The following is a 22,346-nucleotide window of genomic DNA, read 5'->3' on the forward strand; positions in this document are numbered from 1 at the left end:
TCAATTCAAGCTTGGTCAAGTCAAGCTCGGTCAATTTCGGCGCACTGACCATGCAGTATCAGTTGTCAGGCACTGCGATAGCCGTTGGGGTTGCGTGACTGCCAACGCCAGCTGTCGGCCATCATGCGGTCGAGACCCAGCTCTGCCTTCCACTTGAGCTCGCTGAAGGCCTTGTCCGGCTCCGCCCAGCACTCGGCGATATCGCCGGCACGACGCGATGCGATGCGATACGGCACCGGACGACCGCTGGCCTTCTCGAATGCCTTGACCATGTCCAGCACGCTATAGCCGGTTCCCGTCCCCAGGTTGTAGGTGTGAACGCCATCGCGCGCATCACCGGCCAGGTAGTCCAGCGCCTTGAGATGGCCATCGGCCAGATCGACGACGTGGATGTAATCGCGCACCCCGGTACCATCCGGCGTCGGGTAGTCATCACCGAACACGGCCAGTTCCTTGAGACGACCCACGGCGACCTGGCTGATATACGGCACCAGGTTGTTGGGGATGCCGTTGGGGTCTTCACCGATGGTGCCGGACTCATGGGCGCCCACTGGATTGAAGTAGCGCAGCAGCGCGATACGCCAGCTGTCATCCGCGACAGCCAGGTCGCGCAGCACTTCCTCGACCATCAGCTTGGAGCGGCCATAGGGATTGGTCGCGGAGGTCGGGAAGTCTTCACGGATCGGCGTGGAAGCCGGATCGCCATACACGGTGGCGGAAGACGAGAACACGATACGCTTGACCCCGGCACGCGCCATGGCGGCACACAGCACCAGGGTGCCATTGACGTTGTTGTCGTAGTAGGCCAGCGGCTTGGCGACGCTCTCGCCGACCGCCTTGAGCCCGGCGAAATGGACCACGGCCTCGATATCGTGACGCTCGAACAGGCTGTCGAGCAGCGCGCCGTTGCGGATATCCCCTTCGACGAACGGCACTTCACGCCCGGCAAGCGTCGCCACACGCGCAAGAGAGGCTTCGCTGGCATTGGACAGGTTGTCCAGCACCAGCACCTGATGGCCGGCCTCCATGAGCGCCAATACCGTATGAGACCCGATGTAGCCTGCACCACCCGTGACCAGAATCATCAATCATCTTCCTTGTGAAGTAACGCGACAGCGGGCCACGCAGTTGCCCTGCGCTGGCCCTGTTCATGGCTGCTAACCCTACCTTCCAGCCCTTGCGCTCACAAGTCCACAGCCAACGACAGCGTCTGTCGCCAGACAGCAACCTGACCCGTGCAAGATGGCGTCACACAGGGGCCTGGCCGGAGGTTGGAACGCCTCGGATCACGCGTCGCGCTTGCGCGGCGTCAAGGTTTCACTAACCGGCGTTTCAAAACAGGCAATGAAGGCTATTGAGCCGCGCCGCAATACTGAGACAATGGCCGCGCCTTGTCGCCTGAGCGCCCGGCTGATCGACTCGCGAGCGACTTTCTGACAAGGCAGGCAACATGACACGCCGTGCACGTCACCCCGACCGGGGATATATGCGCGGCATGTAATGAATAACACCAACACGACAACTCGCCATCACCTACCATGACCCATACCAACAACACGATGACCACCATGATGAGGAAGCCAGTCGCCGACCGGCTTCTCTGGAGTCGACATGCCTGAGCAATCTCCCGATCACATCGCTGATCAGTCCACTACGCCGCCACAAGCGCCACTCGCGGCGCGCATCGGCCTGATACTCGGACCGCTCCTGTTGCTGATGACCTGGCTTACACCGGCGCCGGGTGACATGCCGGACAGCGCCTGGCTCTGCGTCGGCCTGGCCCTGCTGATGGCCACCTGGTGGGCTACCGAGGCCCTGCCGATCCCGGTGACCTCACTGCTGCCCATCGTACTGGTGCCGGCACTTGGCATTGACGACATCAAGAGCACCACAGCCGCCTATGCCAACCCGACCATCTACCTGTTCCTCGGTGGTTTCCTGCTCGGGATCGCCATGCAGCGCTGGGACCTGCATCGCCGCGTGGCCTTGCATACGCTGAAGCTTGCCGGTCATTCCCCGCGCCGCCAGATCGCCGGCTTCATGATCGCCACCGGCTTCATCAGCATGTGGGTATCCAACACCGCCACCAGCATCATGATGCTGCCCATCGGCATGTCAGTGGTCAGCCTGATGTCGAGTGGTCAGGATGAGCGCGACAGCAATGACCCGGAACTGAAGCGCTACGCCGCCGCCTTGCTGCTGGGCATCGCCTACTCCGCCAGCCTCGGCGGTATCGCGACCCTGATCGGCACGCCGCCCAATGCCCTGCTGGCAGGTTACCTGTCCAGTGATCAAGGCATCGAGATCGGCTTCGCCCAGTGGATGCTCGTCGGCCTGCCGGTCGCCATCGCCATGTGTGCCATCACCTGGTGGTGGCTGACGCGCACGCCCTTCTACTTCAAGTCCGAGACGGCAGACAGCGGCGAGATGATCAGCCGCGAGCTCAAGGCACTGGGTGCCATGAGCAGCGCCGAGAAGCGTGTCGGCGTTGCCTTCCTGGTGGCTGCCCTGCTGTGGATGTTCCGCCCGCTGATCAACCAGATGGGCCTTGCCTGGCTGTCGGACACCGGCATCGCCATGGCCATCGGCGTGGGCCTGTTCGCCATTCCCTCCGGCACCTCACGCGGTCGTCGACTGCTGGTGTGGGAAGACGCGCGTGACCTGCCCTGGGGCGTGTTGCTGCTGTTCGGGGGTGGCCTGGCACTGGCGGGCGTGATCAAGAGCTCGGGCCTCGCCGAGTGGATCGCCGGCCAGCTGTCGATGTTCAGCGTGCTGCCGCTTATCGGCCTGGTCGCCATCGTTGTCGTGGTGATCATCTTCCTGACCGAAGTCACCTCCAATACCGCGACGGCAGCCGCCTTCCTGCCGCTTTTGGGAGCACTGGCGCTGTCACTGGACATCGATCCGCTGCTGATCACCGTACCGGCGGCCATCGCGGCCAGCTGCGCCTTCATGATGCCGGTGGCGACCCCGCCCAACGCCATCGTGTTCGCCACCGGCCACCTCAAGATCCAGACCATGATGCGCGCCGGCTTCTTCCTGAACCTGGCCGGTACCGTGGTCGTCACCCTGCTGGCCTATGGCCTGATCGTGGCACTGTGGGTGTAGAAGCAAGTGCTGACGCGGAGCCTGGAAGGCCACGAGGAAGAGTACGAGGAGAAGAGTGAAGGTGAGAACGAGGGGGAAAACACAAGCGCCTGACAAGTTTTTCACTGCCCTTGAAGCCTGAGCCCTCGAAACCTGTAAGCCTCAGCCCCGAAACGACAACGCCGGACTCCAATGGAGTCCGGCGTTGTCGTTCATGCCAGGCAGATTCTGCGACTTCTCATCATGACACCTGCGGTCATGCTCAGAAGAAGCCGAGGAAGCCCTTGATGATCAGCGAGTTGGCGATATCGATCAGGAAGCCGCCCACCACCGGCACGATGATGAAGGCCAGACGCGACGGCCCATGATGCTGCGTGACCGCTTGCATGTTGGCGATCGCCGTCGGCGTGGCGCCCATGCCGAAACCACAGTTACCCGCGACCAGTACCGCTGCGTCGTAGTTCTTGCCCATCAGGCGGAAGGTGATCTGGGTGGTGTAGAGGAACACCAGCGCAACCTGTGCCAGCAGGATGGCCAGAATCGGCAGTGCCAGATTGGCCAGATCCCAGAGCTTGAGTGTCATCAGCGCCAGCGCCAGGAAGATGGACAGGCTGATATTGCCCAGCACATCCACGGCGTGGGTATTGAGGTGCTTGTCGCCGAAGGCGCGCACCACATTGCCGATGACGATACAGCTGAACAGCACCCACACGAAGGTCGGCAGCGAGAAGGCGGTGCCCGACGTGAGCGACTGCAGCTGCTGGCCACAGACGACTCCGAGCAGCAGCATGAAGAGTGTCTTCAGGGCATTGGCCGTATTCAGCGGATGCTGGACTTCCGTCTCGTCATATTCGGAATCGCTGACCTGGGCGTTGATGTCCTGCCCTTCGCGCTTCATGCGATTGATCAGGAAGCGTGCCGTCGGCCCGCCGATCAGGGAACCGAACACCAGCCCGAAGGTGGCACAGGCCATCGCGACTTCCATCGCGCCATTGATGCCATATTCATCGGCGAAGACGTTGGCCCATGCTGCGCCGGTGCCGTGACCACCGGACATGGTGATGGAGCCACCGAGCAGACCCAGCACCGGATCAAGACCGAACAGGCTGGCGACACCGACACCCAGCAGGTTCTGCAGGATGAGCAGACCGATGACCAGCGCGAGGAACAGCACCAGCTTGCTGCCGCCGGCACGAATCATGCGAACGTCTGCCGACAGGCCAACGGAGCCGAAGAACAGCAACATGAAGGGAGTCTGGAGGCCGCCGAAGAACTGGAACTCGTAACCCAGGCCGCGCAGGCCGGTGACGATGATGGTAGCGATGAGGCCGCCGACCACAGGCTCGGGGATATTGAATTCGCGCAGCACGCGCACGCGCTCGACGATCAGATGGCCAACGACGAGGACAAGCGCCGCCAGCAACAGGGTGGTGATAGCATCAAGTTGAATCATGCGATACCGATGAGTAGTTGTGGGTTGTTCTAGCGGACCTCCTGAACGAGAGGTGCACTGGCGATTCCCGACCAGAGCATGGATGGGGACGCATCCATTATCTCTTCCATCAGGGGGGTTGCCTTTGCACCGCTTGGAATTGTTGTGTTCTCGAATCCGGTCTGCCACCAGATCGTTATCATTATGCGGGTGCAGCGATGATACGCAGGGTGGGCACCGGTGCAAGCCCGGATGTTGACTGAGCCGTCAACATCAGACAAAAGTCTATAGGGGCCTGGCGAGCATGACACGTATTTTCCACGCAAGCCTGCCCGCGTCAGCCCAGCAACGGCGGGCGTGAGCGCCAGCCGGGCAACTTCTGCCCTGCCGCGAAACGCAAAGACCCTCGCTCTGATGAGCGAGGGTCTCGAGAGAGGCAAAAAAGCCTCTGATCAGTCACGCATGAGGCGTGATGTCATCAGACAGCGACCGGGCCGGCTTCCTCGGCACGTTCCGCTTCGCTGCGTGCACTGCTTTCCAGACCGCGATTGACCGCCGACAGCACGGCCTTGAGCGACGCGCTTACGGTATCGCCATCCTCGGCCATGCCGCAGACACGCTTGCCATCCAGGTTGAGCATCACGAAGGCCACCGCGACGGCATCGCTGCCTTCGCCGAGGGCGTGCTCACCGTAGTCCACCACGCTGACGGTGGAACCGGTGTGGCGCTGCCAGGCATCCATGAAGGCGGAGATGGCACCATTGCCTTCACCGGCCAGCGCGATCTGCTCGCCCTTGTCATCGACCAGTGTCGCGGTGAGCTGCTCAGCCCCTTCGCGATCCAGACGATAGCCCTTGAGACTCAGCGGCGCTTCGCGCTTGAAGCTGGCATCGAGAATCGCGCGAATCTGGTCGCTGGACAGCTCACCACTGACCTGCTCGCTGGCCTTCTGCACGTGCGGCGCAAGCTCGAGGCTCATCCAGCGCGGCAGGCTGATGCCGTGATCCCGCTCGAGCAGGAAGGCCATGCCGCCCTTGCCGGACTGACTGTTGACGCGGATCACCGCCTGGAAGTCGCGACCGAGATCCTGCGGGTCGATGGGCAGATAGGCGACCTGCCACGGCTCGTCAGGCTGCTGCTTCTTGAGGCACTTGCGGATGGCATCCTGATGGCTGCCGGAGAAGGCGGTGTAGACCAGTTCGCCGACCCACGGGTGACGCGGGTGAACCGGCAGGTTGGTGCACTCGGTGTAGACCTGGATGATCTCGTCCGGGTTGGAGAGATCCAGCTCCGGATCGATGCCCTGGCTGTAGAGGTTCATCGCCAGGGTGATCAGGTCCATGTTGCCAGTGCGCTCACCGTTGCCCAGCAGGGTGCCTTCGATACGGTCAGCCCCGGCCAGCAGGCCAAGTTCGGCGGCGGCGGCGGCGCCACCGCGGTCGTTGTGGGTGTGCAGCGAGATGATCGCACAGTCACGACGGCTCAGGTGCTTGATGAAGTACTCGACCTGGTCGGCGAAGTGATTGGGCGGGCCCACTTCCACCGTGGCCGGCAGATTGAGGATGCAGCGTTTTTCCGGCGTCGGCTGCCAGACATCCATCACCGCTTCACAGACCTCGACGGCGTAATCCATCTCGGTGGAGGTGAAACTCTCCGGCGAGTACTGGAACACCCAGTTGGTGTCCGGGTAGCGCTCGGCGTAGTCCTTGACCAGCTGAGCACCCTCGACGGCGATGGCCTTGATGCCGTCACGGTCCATCTCGAACACCCGCTCACGCTGCACGGTGGAGGTGGAGTTGTAGACGTGAACGACGGCATCACGCGCACCGACCAGCGATTCGAAGGTGCGCGCGATCAGATGCTCACGCGCCTGCACCAGCACCTGGATGCTGACGCCTTCCGGGACCTGATCTTCCTCGATCAACCAGCGCACGAAGTCGAAATCGAGCTGACTGGCGGAGGGGAAACCGACTTCGATCTCCTTGAGGCCGATCTTGACCAGCAGCTTCCACATCAGCTTCTTCTGCTCGACCGTCATCGGCTCGAGCAGCGCCTGATTGCCATCACGCAGGTCGACACTCGCCCATAGCGGCGCCTGAGTCACGGTACGCGACGGCCACTGGCGGTCGGTCAGTGCAACAGGGGGCACGGGGCGATATTTGGTGTGGTCGAAGGCAGCACTTGGCGTGGATGCAGCAGTCATGGTCGGTTCCTTGGCGGTCTGGGTACGAAAAACCGGCAATCGAGGCCCGATACGGGAGATCGATGGCACCTTTCGCACTCAACAGTGTCCCAATCGGGGCGCCTGAGTAAATGTGAGATGACGAAGGCGTGAAGGCCTTGCATCCGAAAGCTTGCCGTCAGCAGGGCAAGCAAGCAAGTCGGGGGCAGAGTAACGTCACTGCCCGCCGCAAGCCCTGGGACCGGATCACGGTCTCCAGCGCGGGAAGAAGGACGGTGGGATCACCACCAGAGCCCTTTCGGCAGCCTCGCTTCGATCAGAAGCCGACTGCGTACCGCGTTCACCGGTTGCAAGAGGCATGTCGCCAGCGCCGGTGGCTCATCCTGCTCAGGTCTGTCGTTCGCGTCGTGCGTCGTGTCATGCGACAGCCACGACCCGAGCGGACGTCTTCATCGCTGAGCAGTGATTACAGTATATGCCGCATTTCAGGGCGGACGATTGCGAAAATTACATGACATCGCCATCTTAAAAGCAGATTATTTCACCATTCATATCTTCATCGCCAATGGATTGCGAAAATGAGCCAGAATATTTCTCTTCCGACACTGGACCGCTTCGACCGTCGCATTCTTGACGAGCTTCAGCACTCGGGTCGCATCAGCAATCAGGAACTCGCGGAGCGCATCGGCCTGTCCCCGTCGCCTTGCCTGCGCCGTGTTCGTGCGCTGGAAGAAAGCGGCATGATCACCGGCTACCGCGCCCAGATAGATGCCCGCAAGCTGGGACTCAGTCTGATGGCGCTGCTGCATATCTCGATGGACCGTCACACCCCGGAGCGCTTCACCAACTTCGAGGACACCATCGCCTCGCTGCCCCAGGTGATGGAATGCCTGCTGATCACCGGCCAGGAAGCCGACTACCAGCTCAAGGTGGTGGTCAAGGACATGGATGACTATCACGACCTGCTGCTCAAGCAGATCACGCGGATCGAGGGTGTGACCGGCGTGCATTCAAGTTTCGTGCTGCGCCAGGTGATCGATCACCAGCGCGTCCCGACGACCTCCTGAGCCTGACTGTCTGAATCAGGCCCTCATCAACATGAAAGCCCCGTCGGCTATCACCGGCGGGGCTTTCATGTTGATGAAGACACCAGCGTGATCACGCGGTGTTCAGGGCGTGCCGATCGGGAAAGTCACTCGCCACCGATGATGCCGCGGCGAATCTGGTCTTCCTCGATGGATTCGAACAGCGCCTTGAAGTTGCCCTCGCCGAAACCATCGTTGCCCTTGCGCTGGATGATCTCGAAGAAGATCGGTCCAATCACCGTCTCGGTGAAGATCTGCAACAGAATCCCCTCCCCCGGCGCGCCATCGACCAGCAGATTCAATGCCTTGAGGTCCTCGACATTCTCCTCGTGGTTGGGCACCCGCGCATCGACCTTCTCATAATAGGTGGCCGGCGTGGTCAGGAAGGTGACGCCATTGGCCTTGAGCGCCTTGACGGTGGCATGGATATCATCCGTCGCCATCGCCAGGTGCTGAATGCCCTCCCCATTGTATTCGCGGATGAATTCCGCGATCTGGGAGTCATCATCCGCTGACTCGTTGATGGGGATGTGCATCTTGCCGCAGGGTGCCGTCATCGCGCGCGAGAAGAGCCCGGTCATCTTGCCTTCGATATCGAAATATCGGATCTCGCGGAAGTTGGCGATACGCGAATAGAAGTCTGCCCATACATCCATCTGACCGCGCCCGACATTGTGGGTCAGGTGATCCAGCGTATGCAGGCCGACACTGTTGGCATTCTCGATTGCGCCATCAATGGCGACGAAGTCGGTATCGTAGATCGAGCGCTCGCGGTGATGGTCCACGAAGTACAACACCGAACCGCCGATGCCTTGCACCGCGGGGATGCCCACCTCGCCCGGCCCGACCGGATGCTCGACGCTGCGCGCACCGTGCGCCAGTGCGTAACGATGCGCCTGCTCGGCATCCGCCACACGCCAGGCCATCGCACAGGCACTCGGGCCGTGGATCGCCGCGAATTCCGCCGCCGGGCTATTCGGCTCGGCGTTGAGCACCACATTGATACCGTGCTGCTGGAACAGGAACACCTGCTTGGATCGATGGCGGCGGGTCTCGGTAAACCCGAGCTGGTTGAACAACTTGCGCAGGGCATCAATGCCGGCCGCATCCGGGGCCGTGAATTCGACGAACTCGAAACCGTCCGTGCCAATGGGATTGTGCTGTTCGATACGCGCCGGTGCGTTCATGAGAGGCTCCTGAGTCAGGCTGCCGACAGGGCAGGCAAGGTAGAGAAAAGGCGGGCAACATCCTTCACGACAGGTGAATGCGTCACACTGACCACCTGTCGTATCCCGATTCCGTTATCGGAAATCTATGCCTTGCCTGCCGCCCTGCCCATGCGCCTTGCGCCTGCATTGGTGCCGTGCCCTGCCTCCCCTCACGCCAGACATGTAACGAATCTCTGCCATAGCGCAGACGGCCATCTCGACACTGCCCTCTCGGGGCGCTCCCGCTGCGGCGAGCGCCTGACACTGCGTCATGCTTTCTTTACACCCATCGGCGCATCACGCTTGCTGCTGCCTCTTGCCCGTCTTGCGTTGGCTGCTAGAGCCAGGCGCCGCTGCCCAATTGCCAGGCCACCCATAGCAGAATCGTGGCGATGAATGCCTCGATGACCTGCCAGGCGCGCGGGCTGGTCAGGCGTGGCGCCAGCCAACCGGCACATGCCACCAGGCCGAAGAACCAGCCGAAGGAGGCCAGGCTCGCCCCGACGATGAAGCTCTCCGGTGACGGCTGTTGCGCGCCGATCGCGCCCAGCATCACCAGCGTATCCAGATAGACCTGAGGGTTGAGCAGCGTGACGGCCAGAGTCGCCGCCAGCACCTTGCCAAGATTGGCCTTGAGGGCGTTGCTGGCCGTCAGCTGGCCGCCAGTGCGCATGCGCCCCAACGCCTTGAGTGCCTGCCAGAGCAGAAATGCCACGCCGCCCCAGCGGGCAATGCTCATCAACAGCGGTGATTGCTGCATCAGCGCGCCAAGCCCGAGCACGCCGGCGATGATCAGCACGCCATCGCACAGTGCGCAGAGCCCCGCCACCCACCATTGATGCTCGCGCTTGAGCCCCTGCCCCAGGACGAAGGCGTTCTGCGCCCCGATGGCGATGATCAAGCCTGCGCCTACCCCGGCCCCATTGAAGAATGACCACCACATATCGCCTGTCCTTTCGTCGTGTCGTTGCCGTGACTGACAACGCATGCCACGGCTGCCAGTGCTGAGGCAGGCAGAGTACGCTAGGATGAATACATCAAGGAAATTGATTCAGGGAATGGATCATAAGGAATATTGATGCTGGACTATAAATTGCTGGAGGCGCTGGCGGCCGTCATCGATCAGGCGGGCTTTGAACGCGGGGCGAGAGCATTGGGGCTGACGCAGTCAGCGGTCTCGCAGCGCATCAAGTTGCTGGAAGCACGGCTGGGGCAGCCGGTACTGGTACGTACACCGCGACTGGGGCCGACACCGCTCGGGCGGCGCCTGCTCAATCATGTCCAGCAGGTACGCCTGCTGGAGCATGACCTGCTCGACCAGATTCCCGCCCTCGGCGAGAGCGAGCAGCGACTGCGCATCGCCATCAATGCCGATTCGCTGGCCACCTGGTGGCCGACCGTCACCGGCAGTTTCTGTCGCGAGCGTGACCTGTTGCTGGACATGCTGGTGGAGGATCAGGAAGTGGCGCTCAGGCGCATGCGCGACGGTGAAGTCGCGGGCTGCATCTGTGCCACGCCACGCCCGGTGCAGGGTGCGCGCTCCCATCCGCTGGGCAGCATGCGTTATCGGGCGCTGGCCAGCCCGGACTTCGTGCAGCGCCATATCGCGAAGAAAGGCCACGCCATCCCGCCCATTCTGCCGGCCGAGACCCTGCGCAACATGCCCGCCATCGTCTATGGCCGTGATGACCGCCTGCAACACCGGCTGTTGTCGACCATGGGCTTCGATGAGCCCTTCCCACACCATCTCTGCCCGTCATCGGAAGGTTTCGTGCGTCTGGCCCTGAGCGGCATGGGCTACGGCATGATTCCCGAGCAGCAGGCGGCACATCTGCTGGCCAGTGATGCGCTGGTGGATATCGCGCCAAACCATGCCCTCGATGTACCGCTTTACTGGCATCACTGGCGCCACGGAGGCAGCACGCTGGACAAGCTCACCGACCACCTGTTGCGGGAATGTGCCACGGCATTGCGCCCGATGCCGGAGCAGGAGACACCCCGCCCCGGCACGCTGTGAGAGCACGCTTCAGTCGTGCATCAGGCCCATCAGAAGGGACTCAACACAAGAGCCTCAGCCACCCTGTTGCTCACGCACCAGCTGGGACAGGAAGCGATCACAGGCCGTCAGCTGGCTGAGTTCGATGTACTCATTGGCCTGATGCGCGACCCCGATGGAGCCTGGCCCGCAGACCACCGTCGGCCAGCCTTCACTCTGGAACTGGCCCGCCTCCGTGGTGTACGCCACGGCCTCGCTGGCCCGCTCGTCGCCCAGCAGGCGCTGGCAGAGACGAATGGCCGGGTCTCGATCGCCATGCCCCAGTGAAGGCACCGTTTCCACCGTGCGTTCGCTACGAATCGCCACTTCCGGCGCCCGCTCACGATAGGGAGCGACCAGACGCTCGGCGTGGGCATCGATCTCCGCCAGCATCGCCTCGACATCCTCGCCCGGCAGGTGGCGCAGCTCCCAGTCGAAGATGCACTCCCCGGCGGTGATGTTGACCGCCGTGCCGCCCTCGATGCGCCCGACGTGCAGACTGGCGTGGGGCACATCGAAGCGCTCGTCCAGATGGCCGCAGTCGATGCGCGCCTGCATGCGGTCTTCGATGAAGGTCACCATGCGCGCCGCCAGATGGATGGCACTCACCCCCTGATAGACCAGGCTGGAATGCGACGGCTTGCCGGTCACCGTGGTGCGCAGATCGGTAATGCCCTTGTGGGCATCGACGATCGCCATCATGGTCGGCTCGCCCACCAGCACCGCGGCCGGACGCGGCAGGCGGTCACGCAGGCGCGCGATCATGCGCGGCGCGCCCAGACAGCCGATCTCCTCGTCATAGGAGAAGGCAAGGATCACCGGCTTCTTGAGCGTGCCCGCACGCTGGGCATTCACCAGTGCCGGCACCGCCGCCATGCAACAGGCGATGAAGCCCTTCATGTCGGAGGAACCACGCCCATAAAGGCGACCCTCGGCCTCACGCAGCGTGAAGGGATCACTGTCCCAGGCCTGGCCCTCCACCGGCACCACATCGGTGTGCCCGGAGAGCACCACACCGCCCTCGACCTGTGGCCCGATCACCGCCAGCAGATTGGCCTTGTCGCCGCCATCGTTGTGGATGACCTCGGCACTGACACCAGCCACTTCCAGGGCGTCGCGCAGGCAATGGATCAACGCCAGATTCGACTCGCGCGACACGGTATTGAAGCTGATCAGGTGCGCCAGCCAGTCGCGGCTGTCGGGCCAGTCGGAGAAATCGGCGCGCTGTGGCATCAGGCTGGCGGTATTGGCGATGGGGGACGCTGAAGCGGACATGGGCATTCCTGTGCAGATACATCAGAACGGAGAGCACCACGCGCAGCGCGCTGGCCTCATATGCTCACCGGTATAGCGCAGCGCCTCTTCGACAACAAGGGCCTGACTGCCACAAGCGCCTGGCTACGACAAGCGTCCGGGGGCCCGGGGCTGCGTTCAGCCACAGGTGGCCGGCGCCTTGCGACGCACGGGATACAGTACCAGCGCAATTCCCAGCAGGAAGATGCTGCACGAGACCCACTGCGCCAGCGACAACTGCTCATCGAAGATGACGTAACCACTGAGCAGCGCGAAGACCGAGACCAGCAGCGTCAGCGGCGCCAACTGACTCATCGGATACTTGAGCAGCATCCGGTTCCAGACCCAATAACCGAACAGCGTCGTCGGATAGGCCTGAAACAATACCGAGATCCAAGCATCTTCCCCCCACTGCTGATAGGTGGTGCTCAGCACGCCCCAGCCGTTCATCGCGACGCTCAATGCGATCAAGGGCAGTGGCGCGAACAACATGCCCCAGATGTTGAAGGCGAAAGGCATGCGCGTGCCGGAGCTGCGCAGTATCACGCCCGCCAATGGCCAGCAGGTCGCCGCCAGCAGGATGAAGGCCACGCCAGCCAGTGTCACGTTGCCGTTGGTGGTGAAGATCGCAACCACCAGACCGATGAGCGAGACCAGAATGCCCGCGGCCATGCGTGGCGAGATGATCTCCCTATAGAGCAGCACACCGACCAGCACCGTCGTCAGCACATCGACCTGCAGCAACACTGCAGCCATGCCTGACGACAGCCCGAAGGTGATCGAGCACGACGCCATGCCCCAGATCCCGGTACCGAATACCAGTCCGTAGGCCATCAGATGGCGCCATGGCACTTCCGGCTTGCGAATGAAGAGGATGATCGGGAAGATCGCGCACACGAAGCGCGCTGCAGCGATCAGCAAGGGGTCCATGTCACTGACGCCAAGTTTGATCATCGAGAAGTTGAAGCCCCAGATTGCCATCACGCTGATGATGAGCAGTAGATCCCGTCCCTGCATGGCCGTCCTCCTTATCCCTTGCGATGAACGTGCGCCAAGCGTGCGATCAGGCTTGATCGACGCCGAGAAAGGCTCAGTCTCACTTGTCACATCAGAAGCGTACAGATACAGTTTTCTGATATTCCACCAGTACAATTTCCCATGGCGCTCTATCGACAGCTGGCAGAGAAGTGCATTGAGGATATCCAGAGCGGTAGGCTCAGCACTGGTGATCGCATGCTGTCGCTGCGCCAGTTTTCCCGCCAGCACGGCATCAGCGTGTCGACAGCGGTCAGCTGCTACGCGGAGCTGGAATCACAGGGTTGGCTGGTGGCTCGTCCACAGGCCGGCTTCTTCATTGCTGACCAATCCCATGTCGTGCCCACTCCCCGCTGGCAAGCCTTCCAGAGCCGAGTCGCCACTCCGCAACGCAGGTGCATGAGCGGGCACGGCATGGAGGGACACCGCCCGACTGCACACCACACAGACAAGTGTCGTCAGGACAGACTGTGGGGGCCGCTGGGCACGGCGCATCTGGCGCTGGACAAGGTGACTCGGCAGGCACTGGAGCGCAGCCTGCGCCGTGCCATGAAGCGTGCCTCGCATAACCTCACCCGCTATCCGGCTGCCCAGGGAGACCCTGCACTGTTGAGTGCACTGACGACTCACTTCACCCGGACAGGCTTTGCCCTGAAGGATGAAGAACTGGTGATCACCCACGGCTGCATGGACGCCGTGAAGATCGCGCTCGAGGTCTGCACGCGCCCCGGCGACACCGTGGCGGTCAGCTCGCCGTGCTACAACGGCCTGCTGGATCTGCTCTCGCAGCTATCACTCAACGTCATCGAGATTCCCTCCTGCACTGAGGGCATCGATCTCGATCAGTTCGAGCAGCACCTCGACAACGGCCAGCTGCAGGCCGGTCTGTTCTGCACTACGCACATGAACCCGCAGGGCATCACCCTGACCCCCGCGCAGAAACAGCGCCTGGCATACCTGGCCAATCACTATCGCGTGCCGGTGATCGAGGATGATGTCTATCTCGAACTGACCCATCGCGTAGCGCCGCCGCTGCCGGCGGCCTATCACGATACAGAGGGCTTCATTCTGTGGTGTGGCTCGGTTTCCAAGACCCTGTCACCGAGCTACCGCCTGGGCTGGTGCCGCCCGGGCCGCTTCCTGGCGGCATATCTCGAGCGCGCACTTGGCGTGCCGACACTGATACAGTGCGCCATCGCGGACTTCATCGATTCCGGTGCCTATGCCAGTCACCTCAAACGCGTTCGTCACCAGCTAACCCAGCTCAGGGCCTTCTATCTCAATTACCTGAGCAAGCACCTCCCCGCTGGCAGCTGCGTGACTCAACCACAGGGCGGCCTGGTACTGTGGGTCGAAGTGCCGGGGCTTGATGCCAGGGCCCTTGGCAAGGCTGCCGTGCAGCAACAGCTCGATATCCGCATCGGCCCCTGGTTCACGGAATCCCCGCGCTACCGCGACTGTCTGAGGCTCAATATCGGGCTTGTCCCGGATGAGGTGATCGAGAAGGAACTCGCCCGCCTGATGAAGCTGATCGAATTGCACTGTTCAGTCTGAGGGTGGCTTCCAACAACCAGAAACGACGATGCCACGCCCCATTCACAGGGCGTGGCATCGTCATCTGTGGTGAAAGACTTCTGCGACAGGAGCGCCTGGCAGAAATCAGCCCTGCTCAGCATCCATCCGGTCTGGAATCAGGCGGCACGGCCGTTGCGCACCATGGCGTGGGGGTCGATGACGAATTTCTTGGCAGCGCCGCCATCGAAGTCCGCATAGCCCTGCGGCGCTTCTTCCAGACTGATGACCTGCACATTGACCGCATCGGCGATATTGACGCGCCCGAACAGGATCGCCTGCATCAGCGGGCGGTGATACTTCATCACCGGGCACTGGCCCGTGTGCAGCGAGTGGGACTTGGCCCAGCCCAGCCCGAAGCGCATCGACAGCGCCCCGACCTTGGCGGCATCATCCTCGGCGCCCGGGTCTTCGGTGACATAGAGACCGGGAATGCCGATCTGGCCGCCGGCACGCGTCAGCGCCATTGCCGAGTTGAGCACCGTGGCCGGCTGCTCACGGCCGTGGTCACACCCGCAGCCATGCGCCTCGAAGCCGACGCAATCGACGAAGCAATCCACTTCGCGCTCGCCAAGAATCAGCTCGACCTTGTCTTCCATCGAGCCTTCCTGACGCAGATCGATGGTCTCGCAGCCGAAGCTCTCGGCCTGCTGCAAGCGCTCGGGGATCATGTCACCGACGATGACACAGGCCGCCCCCAGCAGCTGGGCGGAGACGGCCGCCGCCAGCCCTACCGGCCCGGCGCCCGCGATATACACCGTGGAGCCCGGCCCGACCCCCGCGGTCACACAGCCGTGGAAGCCGGTGGGGAAGATATCGGACAACAGCGTCAGATCACGGATCTTCTCCATCGCCTGGTCGGCATCCGGGAACTTGAGCAGGTTGAAGTCGGCATAGGGCACCATGACGTAATCTGTCTGACCACCAGTCCAGCCGCCCATGTCGACATAGCCGTAGGCCGCACCGGGACGCGCCGGATTGACGTTCAGACAGATCCCCGTCTTGCCTTCCTTGCAGTTGCGGCAGCGGCCGCAGGCAATGTTGAAGGGTACCGAGACGATGTCACCGACCTTGATGAATTCCACATCGCGCCCGGCCTCGACGACCAGACCGGTGATCTCGTGGCCAAGTACCAGGCCCTGCGGGGCCGTGGTGCGACCACGCACCATGTGCTGATCACTGCCGCAGATATTGGTCGAGACGACCTTGAGAATGACCCCGTGTTCACACTTGCGATTTCCCAGCGCCAGGGTCGGATAGTCCAGTGATTCGACACTCACCTTCCCCGCTCCCTGGTATACGACTCCACGATTGGCATTGGCTGACATGACGTGCTCCTGGCTGGCATGGGATTTGGCACGTGGCCGGCCACAGGCAAACAAGCAGGCTTGCGCCACCCGTCACTTTTCCTGCACCGGCCACCGGCCCCCGGTCGGTGGCGTCCAACCGGTAGGGCTCATGCAGACTAGGTCAGTTGCCACAGGCTGGCTGTCCAGATGAGGCATCGACATGCCTAAATGAGACAGCTCACGACCAAAGTGTCACTTTGGTTACCCGCAGCCCGTTTGCCAGTGCCCCGCGCCTCTGTCGTTGGCGGCAGGCGACAGCCAGCGTCGATGCTTCTCGACACTTGAAGCACGCGCTCATACCCCCCAGTACTGATGTCAGCGTCATCTTGACGACAGGTATCGCGACCCGAGCCCGTTTTGCGGCGGCTCTGGAAGACAGTTCTGAAAGACAGCTCTGAAAGACACTTCAAGGAGAGATCATGACCCTGACATCCAACGCCCTGCGCAATTCCTGCATGACCCTGGCCATCGTCGGTTCCGCCTTCATCGCCGGTTGCGGCAACACCAGCGTGATCGAGAAGCAGGACACGCGCTACGAAGTCAGCGCCGTCGATGAAGACCGCGATGATGCCATCGCACAGGTCAAGGAACGCGCACTCGAGGTGTGTGAAGAGCAGGACCGCGACAAGTACGATGTGCTCGACTCGCGCGTCTTCGGCCCGCACGACGCCACCGCCAAGGCCGCCGACGGCAATGACCAGCTGGAAGGCGGCACCGTCAATGAAGACACCGAAATGGCTGCCGCCACCCATGAGGGCGAAGGCTACAAGGTCGTCTGGACAGTGCGCTGCCGCTGAAGCGCTCCCCCGTCAGGTAGCGTGACCTGACAGCGCGATCGAAAGCGCAGCATCCATCGGAAAGCCGCCCTCAGGGGCGGCTTTCTTGTGTTCCGACATCCGAAGCCCCCCCGGAAAGCCGACACTGCCAAGCCTGTGTTCCAAGTCCGCAACCATAGGTTGCCCCGGAAATCAGCCTATTGCGTCACCACATTAGACGACTCTTGACTATGCTGAGACGACAGCTGCCCCAACGCCGCTTCTGATCGCCGCGTATACCTGGTGAAGAACGTTGTTACCAGACACCCGGCTGGCATACCTGCGGCGACTCGGATGCTGAACATGCATGAACCTTGTTGCATGAAGCGTGTGCACTGCCGTGCGAGACATTCGGCAACCCTATCGCCCGGGGACTGTCGATCACTGCCATACACCATGACGAACCCATCAGGACTCTCTGCGCCCGCGCGCCGTCAAGGAGGCTTTTCCATGAGTATCGAACAACGTCTGGCCCCCGTTGCACTCCCCGACACCCGTCATCGACGCACCGTCGAACACCTGCTGGCAGGTTCCGGCGTCAGGCTCAATGGGCCTGATCCCTGGGACATTCGCGTGCGCCATCCGGACCTCTTCCGGCGGGTGCTGCAACAAGGCAGCCTGGGACTGGGCGAGGCTTACATGGAAGGCTGGTGGGACTGTGAGCAGATCGACGAGATGATCTGTCGCCTGTTGCGACATGGCCTGGGCAGCCGCGCCCACACCACCAGCGAGCGAATCGCCTATCGACTGCAGGCCGGAGTGATCAACCTGCAGAGCCGCCGCCGCGCCGGCGTGGTCGGCAAGGTACATTATGACTTCGGCGTCATTACGGCTGAGATGGACGCCGTATGGACGTCTGTACTTCCCATGGTTACTGGGAGAAGGGATTTTCTGGCTGTCCATGTCGACTCCTTGGCGTGTGGACAGCTCGCACACGATTTTGTCCATATCTCTGTTACTCCCCATGCACAGTAATGACGATGCGCCGGCTGCCGCCATGGTTGCGGTGTTCACATAGATAGATACCTTGCCAGGTGCCCATGTTCATTCGGCCATCAGAGATAGGAATCTGAACACTGGGACCTAGGATACTGCTTTTTAAGTGTGCGGGAAGGTCGTCACTCCCTTCAAGTATATGTTGGTAATAAGGTTCATTTTCAGGCACTGCACTATTAAAGAAGCTTTCGAAGTCGTTTCGTACAGTCGGGTCGGCATTTTCGTTGATCGTCAATGAAGCTGAAGTATGCTTTATAAAAACACTCAGTAAGCCTATTTTTATATTCTTTATGTCGCCGATAGCCTGTGCAACCTCATCGGTGATCAGGTGAAAGCCTCGAGAGCGGGGCTTCAAAGTAATTTCTTTCTGGATCCACATAATTCATCTCCTATTTTCGAAGTGTAACAACCTTCTTTAGGGTTTCAATTTCTTTCTCAAGCTGAGCAAGTCTTTCCAGAAGCATCAATTCACGGTTAAGAGTCTGGTGGTAGAGTTCCCGGTAATTGTTCTTTGCGCTTTTCTCAGCTTTCAGCCTATTGTCATTGGACTGATATGAGTGATTGATGTTATCAGCCGCATCGTCAATAGCCTCGATCAGCTCAGAAAAAGAAGCGCGAGATTTCTTGATGGATCCCCGCTTTCGGCCAGCCTCAAGCGCAACAGTATCTTTATTGATGGGGCTGCTCTTGGGAACTATGGCCGGCGTATTGGAACGCAGTCTACTTAACGCTTCCCAATAATCATTCAATGCACTCATTGATCACCTGCCTTGCTCATGACGCGGTCTTTGTATTCGAGGAGATGGAGGAGTTCCTCCTTTTCTGTGCGAAACTCTACGCTATCAGGAGCGGTGTCTTCCAGCTCGTCGATGAACAATTGTTGCCTAGCAATGACACGATCAAGCTTGCTCTGTTTAATAACAGACCTAGAGCATGTTAGGCAGGAGGTCATCGAACGAAGCAGCTTCTGGTCACAGGGCGCAACCGTTGTGCAGGCACCCAATGGTGTTTGAGTATACGCGATTTCACCCTTTTTGAACTGTTTTATTAGCTCTTCTCTGCTATCCGAAAAGACCAATTGTTTGTTGCTGCTAGGTTTGTTCCGGTCAATAAAGGTACCATGTGCCCCATACAGAGGCTCTCCAGAACTCAGAACATCACTAATGTAGGCAATGGCGTCTGCTTCTGGTTTTTCCCGTTTGATCAGCTGAGCAATGTGCTCTTGACCAGTGGCATCATAGTTTTGGCTGCTGGATTGAGAGTAGTAGATGGTCATTTCTCGACTGACGTGCTTTAGCTGCCTTTTGAGCGAGGGGAGAGAAACTAGAGCCGATTGGGCGACATAGAAAGAAAGCGAACGTCTGAACTGGTGGATTGTAAATCGCCATATGCTGCCCACTGCAAAGGCTTTCTCACTTTCCCAGGCACGGAAAGGGTTTATTTTTTCAAGCTCATTGAGATCGTCTTCAGTAACCCTGAATGCATCTTGATCCAGAAGGTTGTAGATTTCATGAGATTTGCTTGATGCATCACCCATGATTATGTTGATTCCATCATAGTCAACCCGGGTGAAAAGTGAAAGATACCCTATTGATATGAATAGCGGGGTTTCGTGATACAGTAGTTTGATCTTCTGTGAAACGAGCTTGGCAAGCATGCCGGCTATCTCGTAAGCTCTTTCTACTTCTTGGCTGGTGATCCAGCTAACCCCCTTTTTTTGACCCACAAACTTACTGGTTGTCCCTAAAAGCTTGTAAGTTCCATTAGATACTTTCAGCGAATTAGTTAGAAGGCTCAGCGATTCGGAGCTTCGCATTCCTGTGTAGATATGTAAAATAATACGAGCGCCATGCTGAATTCGCGTTAAGAAAGTTGACAGAGAAGGCATGTTTTTAACTTTGTACTTGACTAGGTACTCCCAGATGCCGTGTTCCTGTGCAGCTTCCTTGAAAAAAGGTTTGAAATCTTTTGTGCGATAGCCAATCTTTGTTTGTAAAGCTGAAGAGCGTGCATAACGGTCACAGGCAAGGATTGACTCAATGAACCTTTGCAGCTGGTCTTTGATCTCATGGAGATCTTGAAAGAAGTCATCCAGCTGCTGTATCAGTTCTGAGTAAATTCTGTTGGGGATCACCGGATGCTGGTTGTCTTCACCCAAGCTGTGTAGTCTTCTTTTTACCGTCTCGAACTTAAAATTGGATAATATTTTATACCCCGACGCTTCGCTTGGTAGCGTGATTAGGTGAGATAACACGGAAGATAGACCAGCAAGAAGACTTCTCGTTGTAATCTTGCCCACAAATTTGGTTAGTTCGTCTTCCGCCTGAAGCACTTCTTTGATAGTTAGTCCATGGTTCTCACAGTATTTGGCCAGACTTCTGACTGCTTTGAAATATGTCATCGTGGTGCTAATGCTGATACCCGATGCTCGCCCAGAATCTACCATAAATAATAAGAGGAACATCAGCCATTTGACTTCTTCTTTTGTGCTGTTGCTGAAGATCTTGAAATTGAATCTTGCATTACCAGTGTTGCCACTCAGGCGATAGGGTCTAAAATCCCATACATCATCTGAATAGATAGATAGTGTTTTGCCCTCAAGAGTCTTTGATACAACAAAATCAGGAAGAGGGCGTTGGCCCACTTCATTTGGAGTAAATGGGGCAGGCGCACTGGCGATGTCCTGGGCCAGTGATGAAAAGTTTGGATAGTAGGCCTGTGCTTTCATCATATTAACTCCAGGTCATCCATAAGTTTAAGCTTCTTGGCCCAGTATTTGGATAGCAACTCTTCGTCTTTTATTGAGCTTTGTATTTCTTGTGCATCAACTTTGGAGAGCTTGCCCGATGCCTCTATCTGTGAAGCTATGCTGTTGATGGCATCTACGACCGGTTGAAGCATTTCCTCGAAGTGATGGTCATTGAAAGCTAAATGCTTTGACTGCTCAAGTATGTATTTGAGGCTTAAGATTTTTCTGTAATCTATAGTGTCTGCGTGAACACGGAAGTTTTTGCAGAACAAACACCCTTCCGGTGTTTTACAGTCTGGCTGGATATGTGAGCTTGAAGAGGGGGTGGGTGAGTGAAGCTCTACACACTGCCCTGTGGCGATAGAGTTGGTAGGCTTTTTATTGGAGATTATGATATCGTTTTTAAACTTGGTGAAAAAGTCCGTCAGCTCCTTGCTGGCTTGCTGGTCAGAGCCTTCAGAATAATGCTTTATCACCGTCTCCGGTGTGTTCTGTAATAGCGTAGCGGTGGTGCTTAAGTCAGCTTTTTCAAGTAGCCAGTTGCTCTTGTGGGCTCGCCACATGCGCGTTGTGATTTTGGTTTTGAAGTCGAAACATATTTCAAGCCTTCGATGGAAGTCCGTTGATAGGTTCATGGATAGAGGGTAGATATCTTTCCCGTTGAAGGAGAAGAAGAGATAATTAAAGCTTTCCCTTCCGGTTCCTTTGATTAAGTGGTCTCGCAACCTTAATGCTTTCCTGAAAAGGTTGAGAAACCTAGCCTCAATGTAGAATTCAACCGGTCTTCCGCCTGCCCTATACTTGATTGATCGAAATCCCTGTCGGTCGATGCCGACCTGGTAGTCGTCTGACCACTCTAAAGAGGCGAACTGCCCGAGGCTCATACCCGTGCTGGAAGAAAATAGCATCATGAAAGCCTGAAAGGCCATTGATGCGGCCCTCATCCTATGGATACTGTATTTATCATTATTGGCTTGATCGATTCTTTTTAATGCTCTATTTCGAGCAACCTTTGCATTTTGTCCTTGGGAGCGGTGCCGTGGCATTTTTCGTGCTATTTCTTCAACACCGAATATCGTTCCATTGATATAGTCGTAAGCTTTATAGTTTTTCCCATTCTGAGTTTTTTTCTTGATATTCGAGGGGCCCGCAAATGGCATCTGAGTAGGGAAAAACCAATAGTAGCCATGTTCAAAGTCTAGCCTCTTAGGGAAGCGCTCAAAGTCAATGATAAAGTCAGACAGTTGGTGGAATAATAATGTGTAGAACTTTAGTGCTGATCGTGCTTGTTTCTGCTCAGGTGTTTCAGTGATGTTAACCGCTCTAAATGAGCGACTGATTTTTCTAACGCCTCTGAAAAGATCACCATAACGATCAGAGTAGATGTTTCTACCAGCAGTGAATAGCACTAGCTGAAGAGTGGCAGCGGTATTGATATTCATCTGACTCTTTCGTACAAGGTCAATTAAATATTCTGTGAATACTCCAACTGCATCTATATAATGCTG

General features: G+C 58.8%; 18 protein-coding genes. 6 read left to right on the forward strand and 12 right to left on the reverse strand.

Annotated elements, in window-relative coordinates; genetic code table 11:
* Nucleotides 1-65: 65 nt before the first annotated feature.
* The gene (gene galE / locus AC5WNI_RS11815) at nucleotides 66-1,088 is read right to left on the reverse strand and encodes a UDP-glucose 4-epimerase GalE (protein ID WP_368449573.1); all 1,023 of its coding nucleotides are present in this window, start codon (nucleotides 1,086-1,088) and stop codon (nucleotides 66-68) included.
* Nucleotides 1,089-1,611: 523 nt separating this feature from the next.
* Here galE and AC5WNI_RS11820 point away from each other — a divergent pair.
* Entirely contained in the window at nucleotides 1,612-3,108 is a 1,497-nt protein-coding gene (locus AC5WNI_RS11820; RefSeq protein ID WP_368449575.1) for an SLC13 family permease, read from the forward strand.
* A gap of 241 nt (nucleotides 3,109-3,349) precedes the next feature.
* Here the strand turns inward: AC5WNI_RS11820 and gltS are convergent, their stop codons facing one another.
* On the reverse strand, nucleotides 3,350-4,540 hold the full coding sequence (gene gltS / locus AC5WNI_RS11825) for a sodium/glutamate symporter (protein WP_175088646.1): 1,191 nt from the start codon (nucleotides 4,538-4,540) through the stop codon (nucleotides 3,350-3,352).
* A 457-nt stretch (nucleotides 4,541-4,997) separates the two neighbouring features.
* Nucleotides 4,998-6,722, reverse strand: coding sequence for a 2-isopropylmalate synthase (locus AC5WNI_RS11830; protein ID WP_285461430.1), 1,725 nt, complete (start codon nucleotides 6,720-6,722; stop codon nucleotides 4,998-5,000).
* A gap of 557 nt (nucleotides 6,723-7,279) precedes the next feature.
* Here AC5WNI_RS11830 and AC5WNI_RS11835 point away from each other — a divergent pair.
* Entirely contained in the window at nucleotides 7,280-7,768 is a 489-nt protein-coding gene (locus tag AC5WNI_RS11835; RefSeq protein WP_175088644.1) for an Lrp/AsnC family transcriptional regulator, read from the forward strand.
* A 125-nt stretch (nucleotides 7,769-7,893) separates the two neighbouring features.
* Here the strand turns inward: AC5WNI_RS11835 and hppD are convergent, their stop codons facing one another.
* The gene (gene hppD / locus AC5WNI_RS11840) at nucleotides 7,894-8,973 is read right to left on the reverse strand and encodes a 4-hydroxyphenylpyruvate dioxygenase (protein WP_285461431.1); all 1,080 of its coding nucleotides are present in this window, start codon (nucleotides 8,971-8,973) and stop codon (nucleotides 7,894-7,896) included.
* 358 nt (nucleotides 8,974-9,331) lie between these two features.
* Entirely contained in the window at nucleotides 9,332-9,937 is a 606-nt protein-coding gene (locus AC5WNI_RS11845; protein WP_175088642.1) for a LysE/ArgO family amino acid transporter, read from the reverse strand.
* A 135-nt stretch (nucleotides 9,938-10,072) separates the two neighbouring features.
* Here AC5WNI_RS11845 and AC5WNI_RS11850 point away from each other — a divergent pair, with 135 nt between their 5' ends.
* Complete coding sequence (locus AC5WNI_RS11850) at nucleotides 10,073-11,011, forward strand: LysR family transcriptional regulator ArgP (RefSeq protein ID WP_175088641.1); 939 nt, start codon at nucleotides 10,073-10,075, stop codon at nucleotides 11,009-11,011.
* Between the two features lie 54 nt (nucleotides 11,012-11,065).
* Here the strand turns inward: AC5WNI_RS11850 and argE are convergent, their stop codons facing one another.
* Together argE and AC5WNI_RS11860 are read right to left on the reverse strand one after the other, a co-directional pair.
* Nucleotides 11,066-12,304 carry an acetylornithine deacetylase gene (gene argE / locus AC5WNI_RS11855; RefSeq protein ID WP_285461432.1) on the reverse strand — a complete coding sequence of 413 codons (1,239 nt, stop codon included), beginning with the start codon at nucleotides 12,302-12,304 and terminating at the stop codon, nucleotides 11,066-11,068.
* A gap of 156 nt (nucleotides 12,305-12,460) precedes the next feature.
* Entirely contained in the window at nucleotides 12,461-13,339 is an 879-nt protein-coding gene (locus AC5WNI_RS11860) for an EamA family transporter (protein WP_175088640.1), read from the reverse strand.
* 141 nt (nucleotides 13,340-13,480) lie between these two features.
* Between AC5WNI_RS11860 and AC5WNI_RS11865 the strand changes: the two genes are divergently transcribed.
* The gene (locus tag AC5WNI_RS11865; protein WP_368449577.1) at nucleotides 13,481-14,911 is read left to right on the forward strand and encodes an aminotransferase-like domain-containing protein; all 1,431 of its coding nucleotides are present in this window, start codon (nucleotides 13,481-13,483) and stop codon (nucleotides 14,909-14,911) included.
* 137 nt (nucleotides 14,912-15,048) lie between these two features.
* Here the strand turns inward: AC5WNI_RS11865 and fdhA are convergent, their stop codons facing one another.
* Nucleotides 15,049-16,257 (reverse strand): formaldehyde dehydrogenase, glutathione-independent, encoded by a 1,209-nt coding sequence (fdhA, locus tag AC5WNI_RS11870; RefSeq protein WP_495928506.1) that lies wholly within the window; start codon nucleotides 16,255-16,257, stop codon nucleotides 15,049-15,051.
* Between the two features lie 440 nt (nucleotides 16,258-16,697).
* Here fdhA and AC5WNI_RS11875 point away from each other — a divergent pair, with 440 nt between their 5' ends.
* The gene (locus tag AC5WNI_RS11875; RefSeq protein ID WP_175088637.1) at nucleotides 16,698-17,075 is read left to right on the forward strand and encodes a hypothetical protein; all 378 of its coding nucleotides are present in this window, start codon (nucleotides 16,698-16,700) and stop codon (nucleotides 17,073-17,075) included.
* A 468-nt stretch (nucleotides 17,076-17,543) separates the two neighbouring features.
* Nucleotides 17,544-18,068, forward strand: a complete 525-nt coding sequence (locus AC5WNI_RS11880; protein ID WP_495928507.1) for a hypothetical protein — start codon at nucleotides 17,544-17,546, stop codon at nucleotides 18,066-18,068.
* On the opposite strand, the gene AC5WNI_RS11885 is transcribed toward AC5WNI_RS11880, so the two are convergent.
* From AC5WNI_RS11885 to AC5WNI_RS11900, 4 genes are read right to left on the reverse strand one after another with little or no spacing between them, the layout of a single operon-like run.
* Nucleotides 18,049-18,468, reverse strand: a complete 420-nt coding sequence (locus tag AC5WNI_RS11885; protein ID WP_317292186.1) for a secondary thiamine-phosphate synthase enzyme YjbQ — start codon at nucleotides 18,466-18,468, stop codon at nucleotides 18,049-18,051. The genes AC5WNI_RS11880 and AC5WNI_RS11885 overlap by 20 nt on opposite strands.
* A gap of 10 nt (nucleotides 18,469-18,478) precedes the next feature.
* Entirely contained in the window at nucleotides 18,479-18,847 is a 369-nt protein-coding gene (locus tag AC5WNI_RS11890) for a hypothetical protein (RefSeq protein ID WP_317292185.1), read from the reverse strand.
* Entirely contained in the window at nucleotides 18,844-20,820 is a 1,977-nt protein-coding gene (locus AC5WNI_RS11895) for a site-specific integrase (RefSeq protein ID WP_317292184.1), read from the reverse strand. The genes AC5WNI_RS11890 and AC5WNI_RS11895 overlap by 4 nt, the downstream gene beginning before the upstream one ends.
* Nucleotides 20,817-22,280, reverse strand: a complete 1,464-nt coding sequence (locus tag AC5WNI_RS11900; protein WP_495928464.1) for a hypothetical protein — start codon at nucleotides 22,278-22,280, stop codon at nucleotides 20,817-20,819. The genes AC5WNI_RS11895 and AC5WNI_RS11900 overlap by 4 nt, the downstream gene beginning before the upstream one ends.
* Between the last annotated feature and the right edge of the window lie 66 nt (nucleotides 22,281-22,346).

Source organism: Cobetia sp. PDI-12MA, from assembly GCF_059507695.1.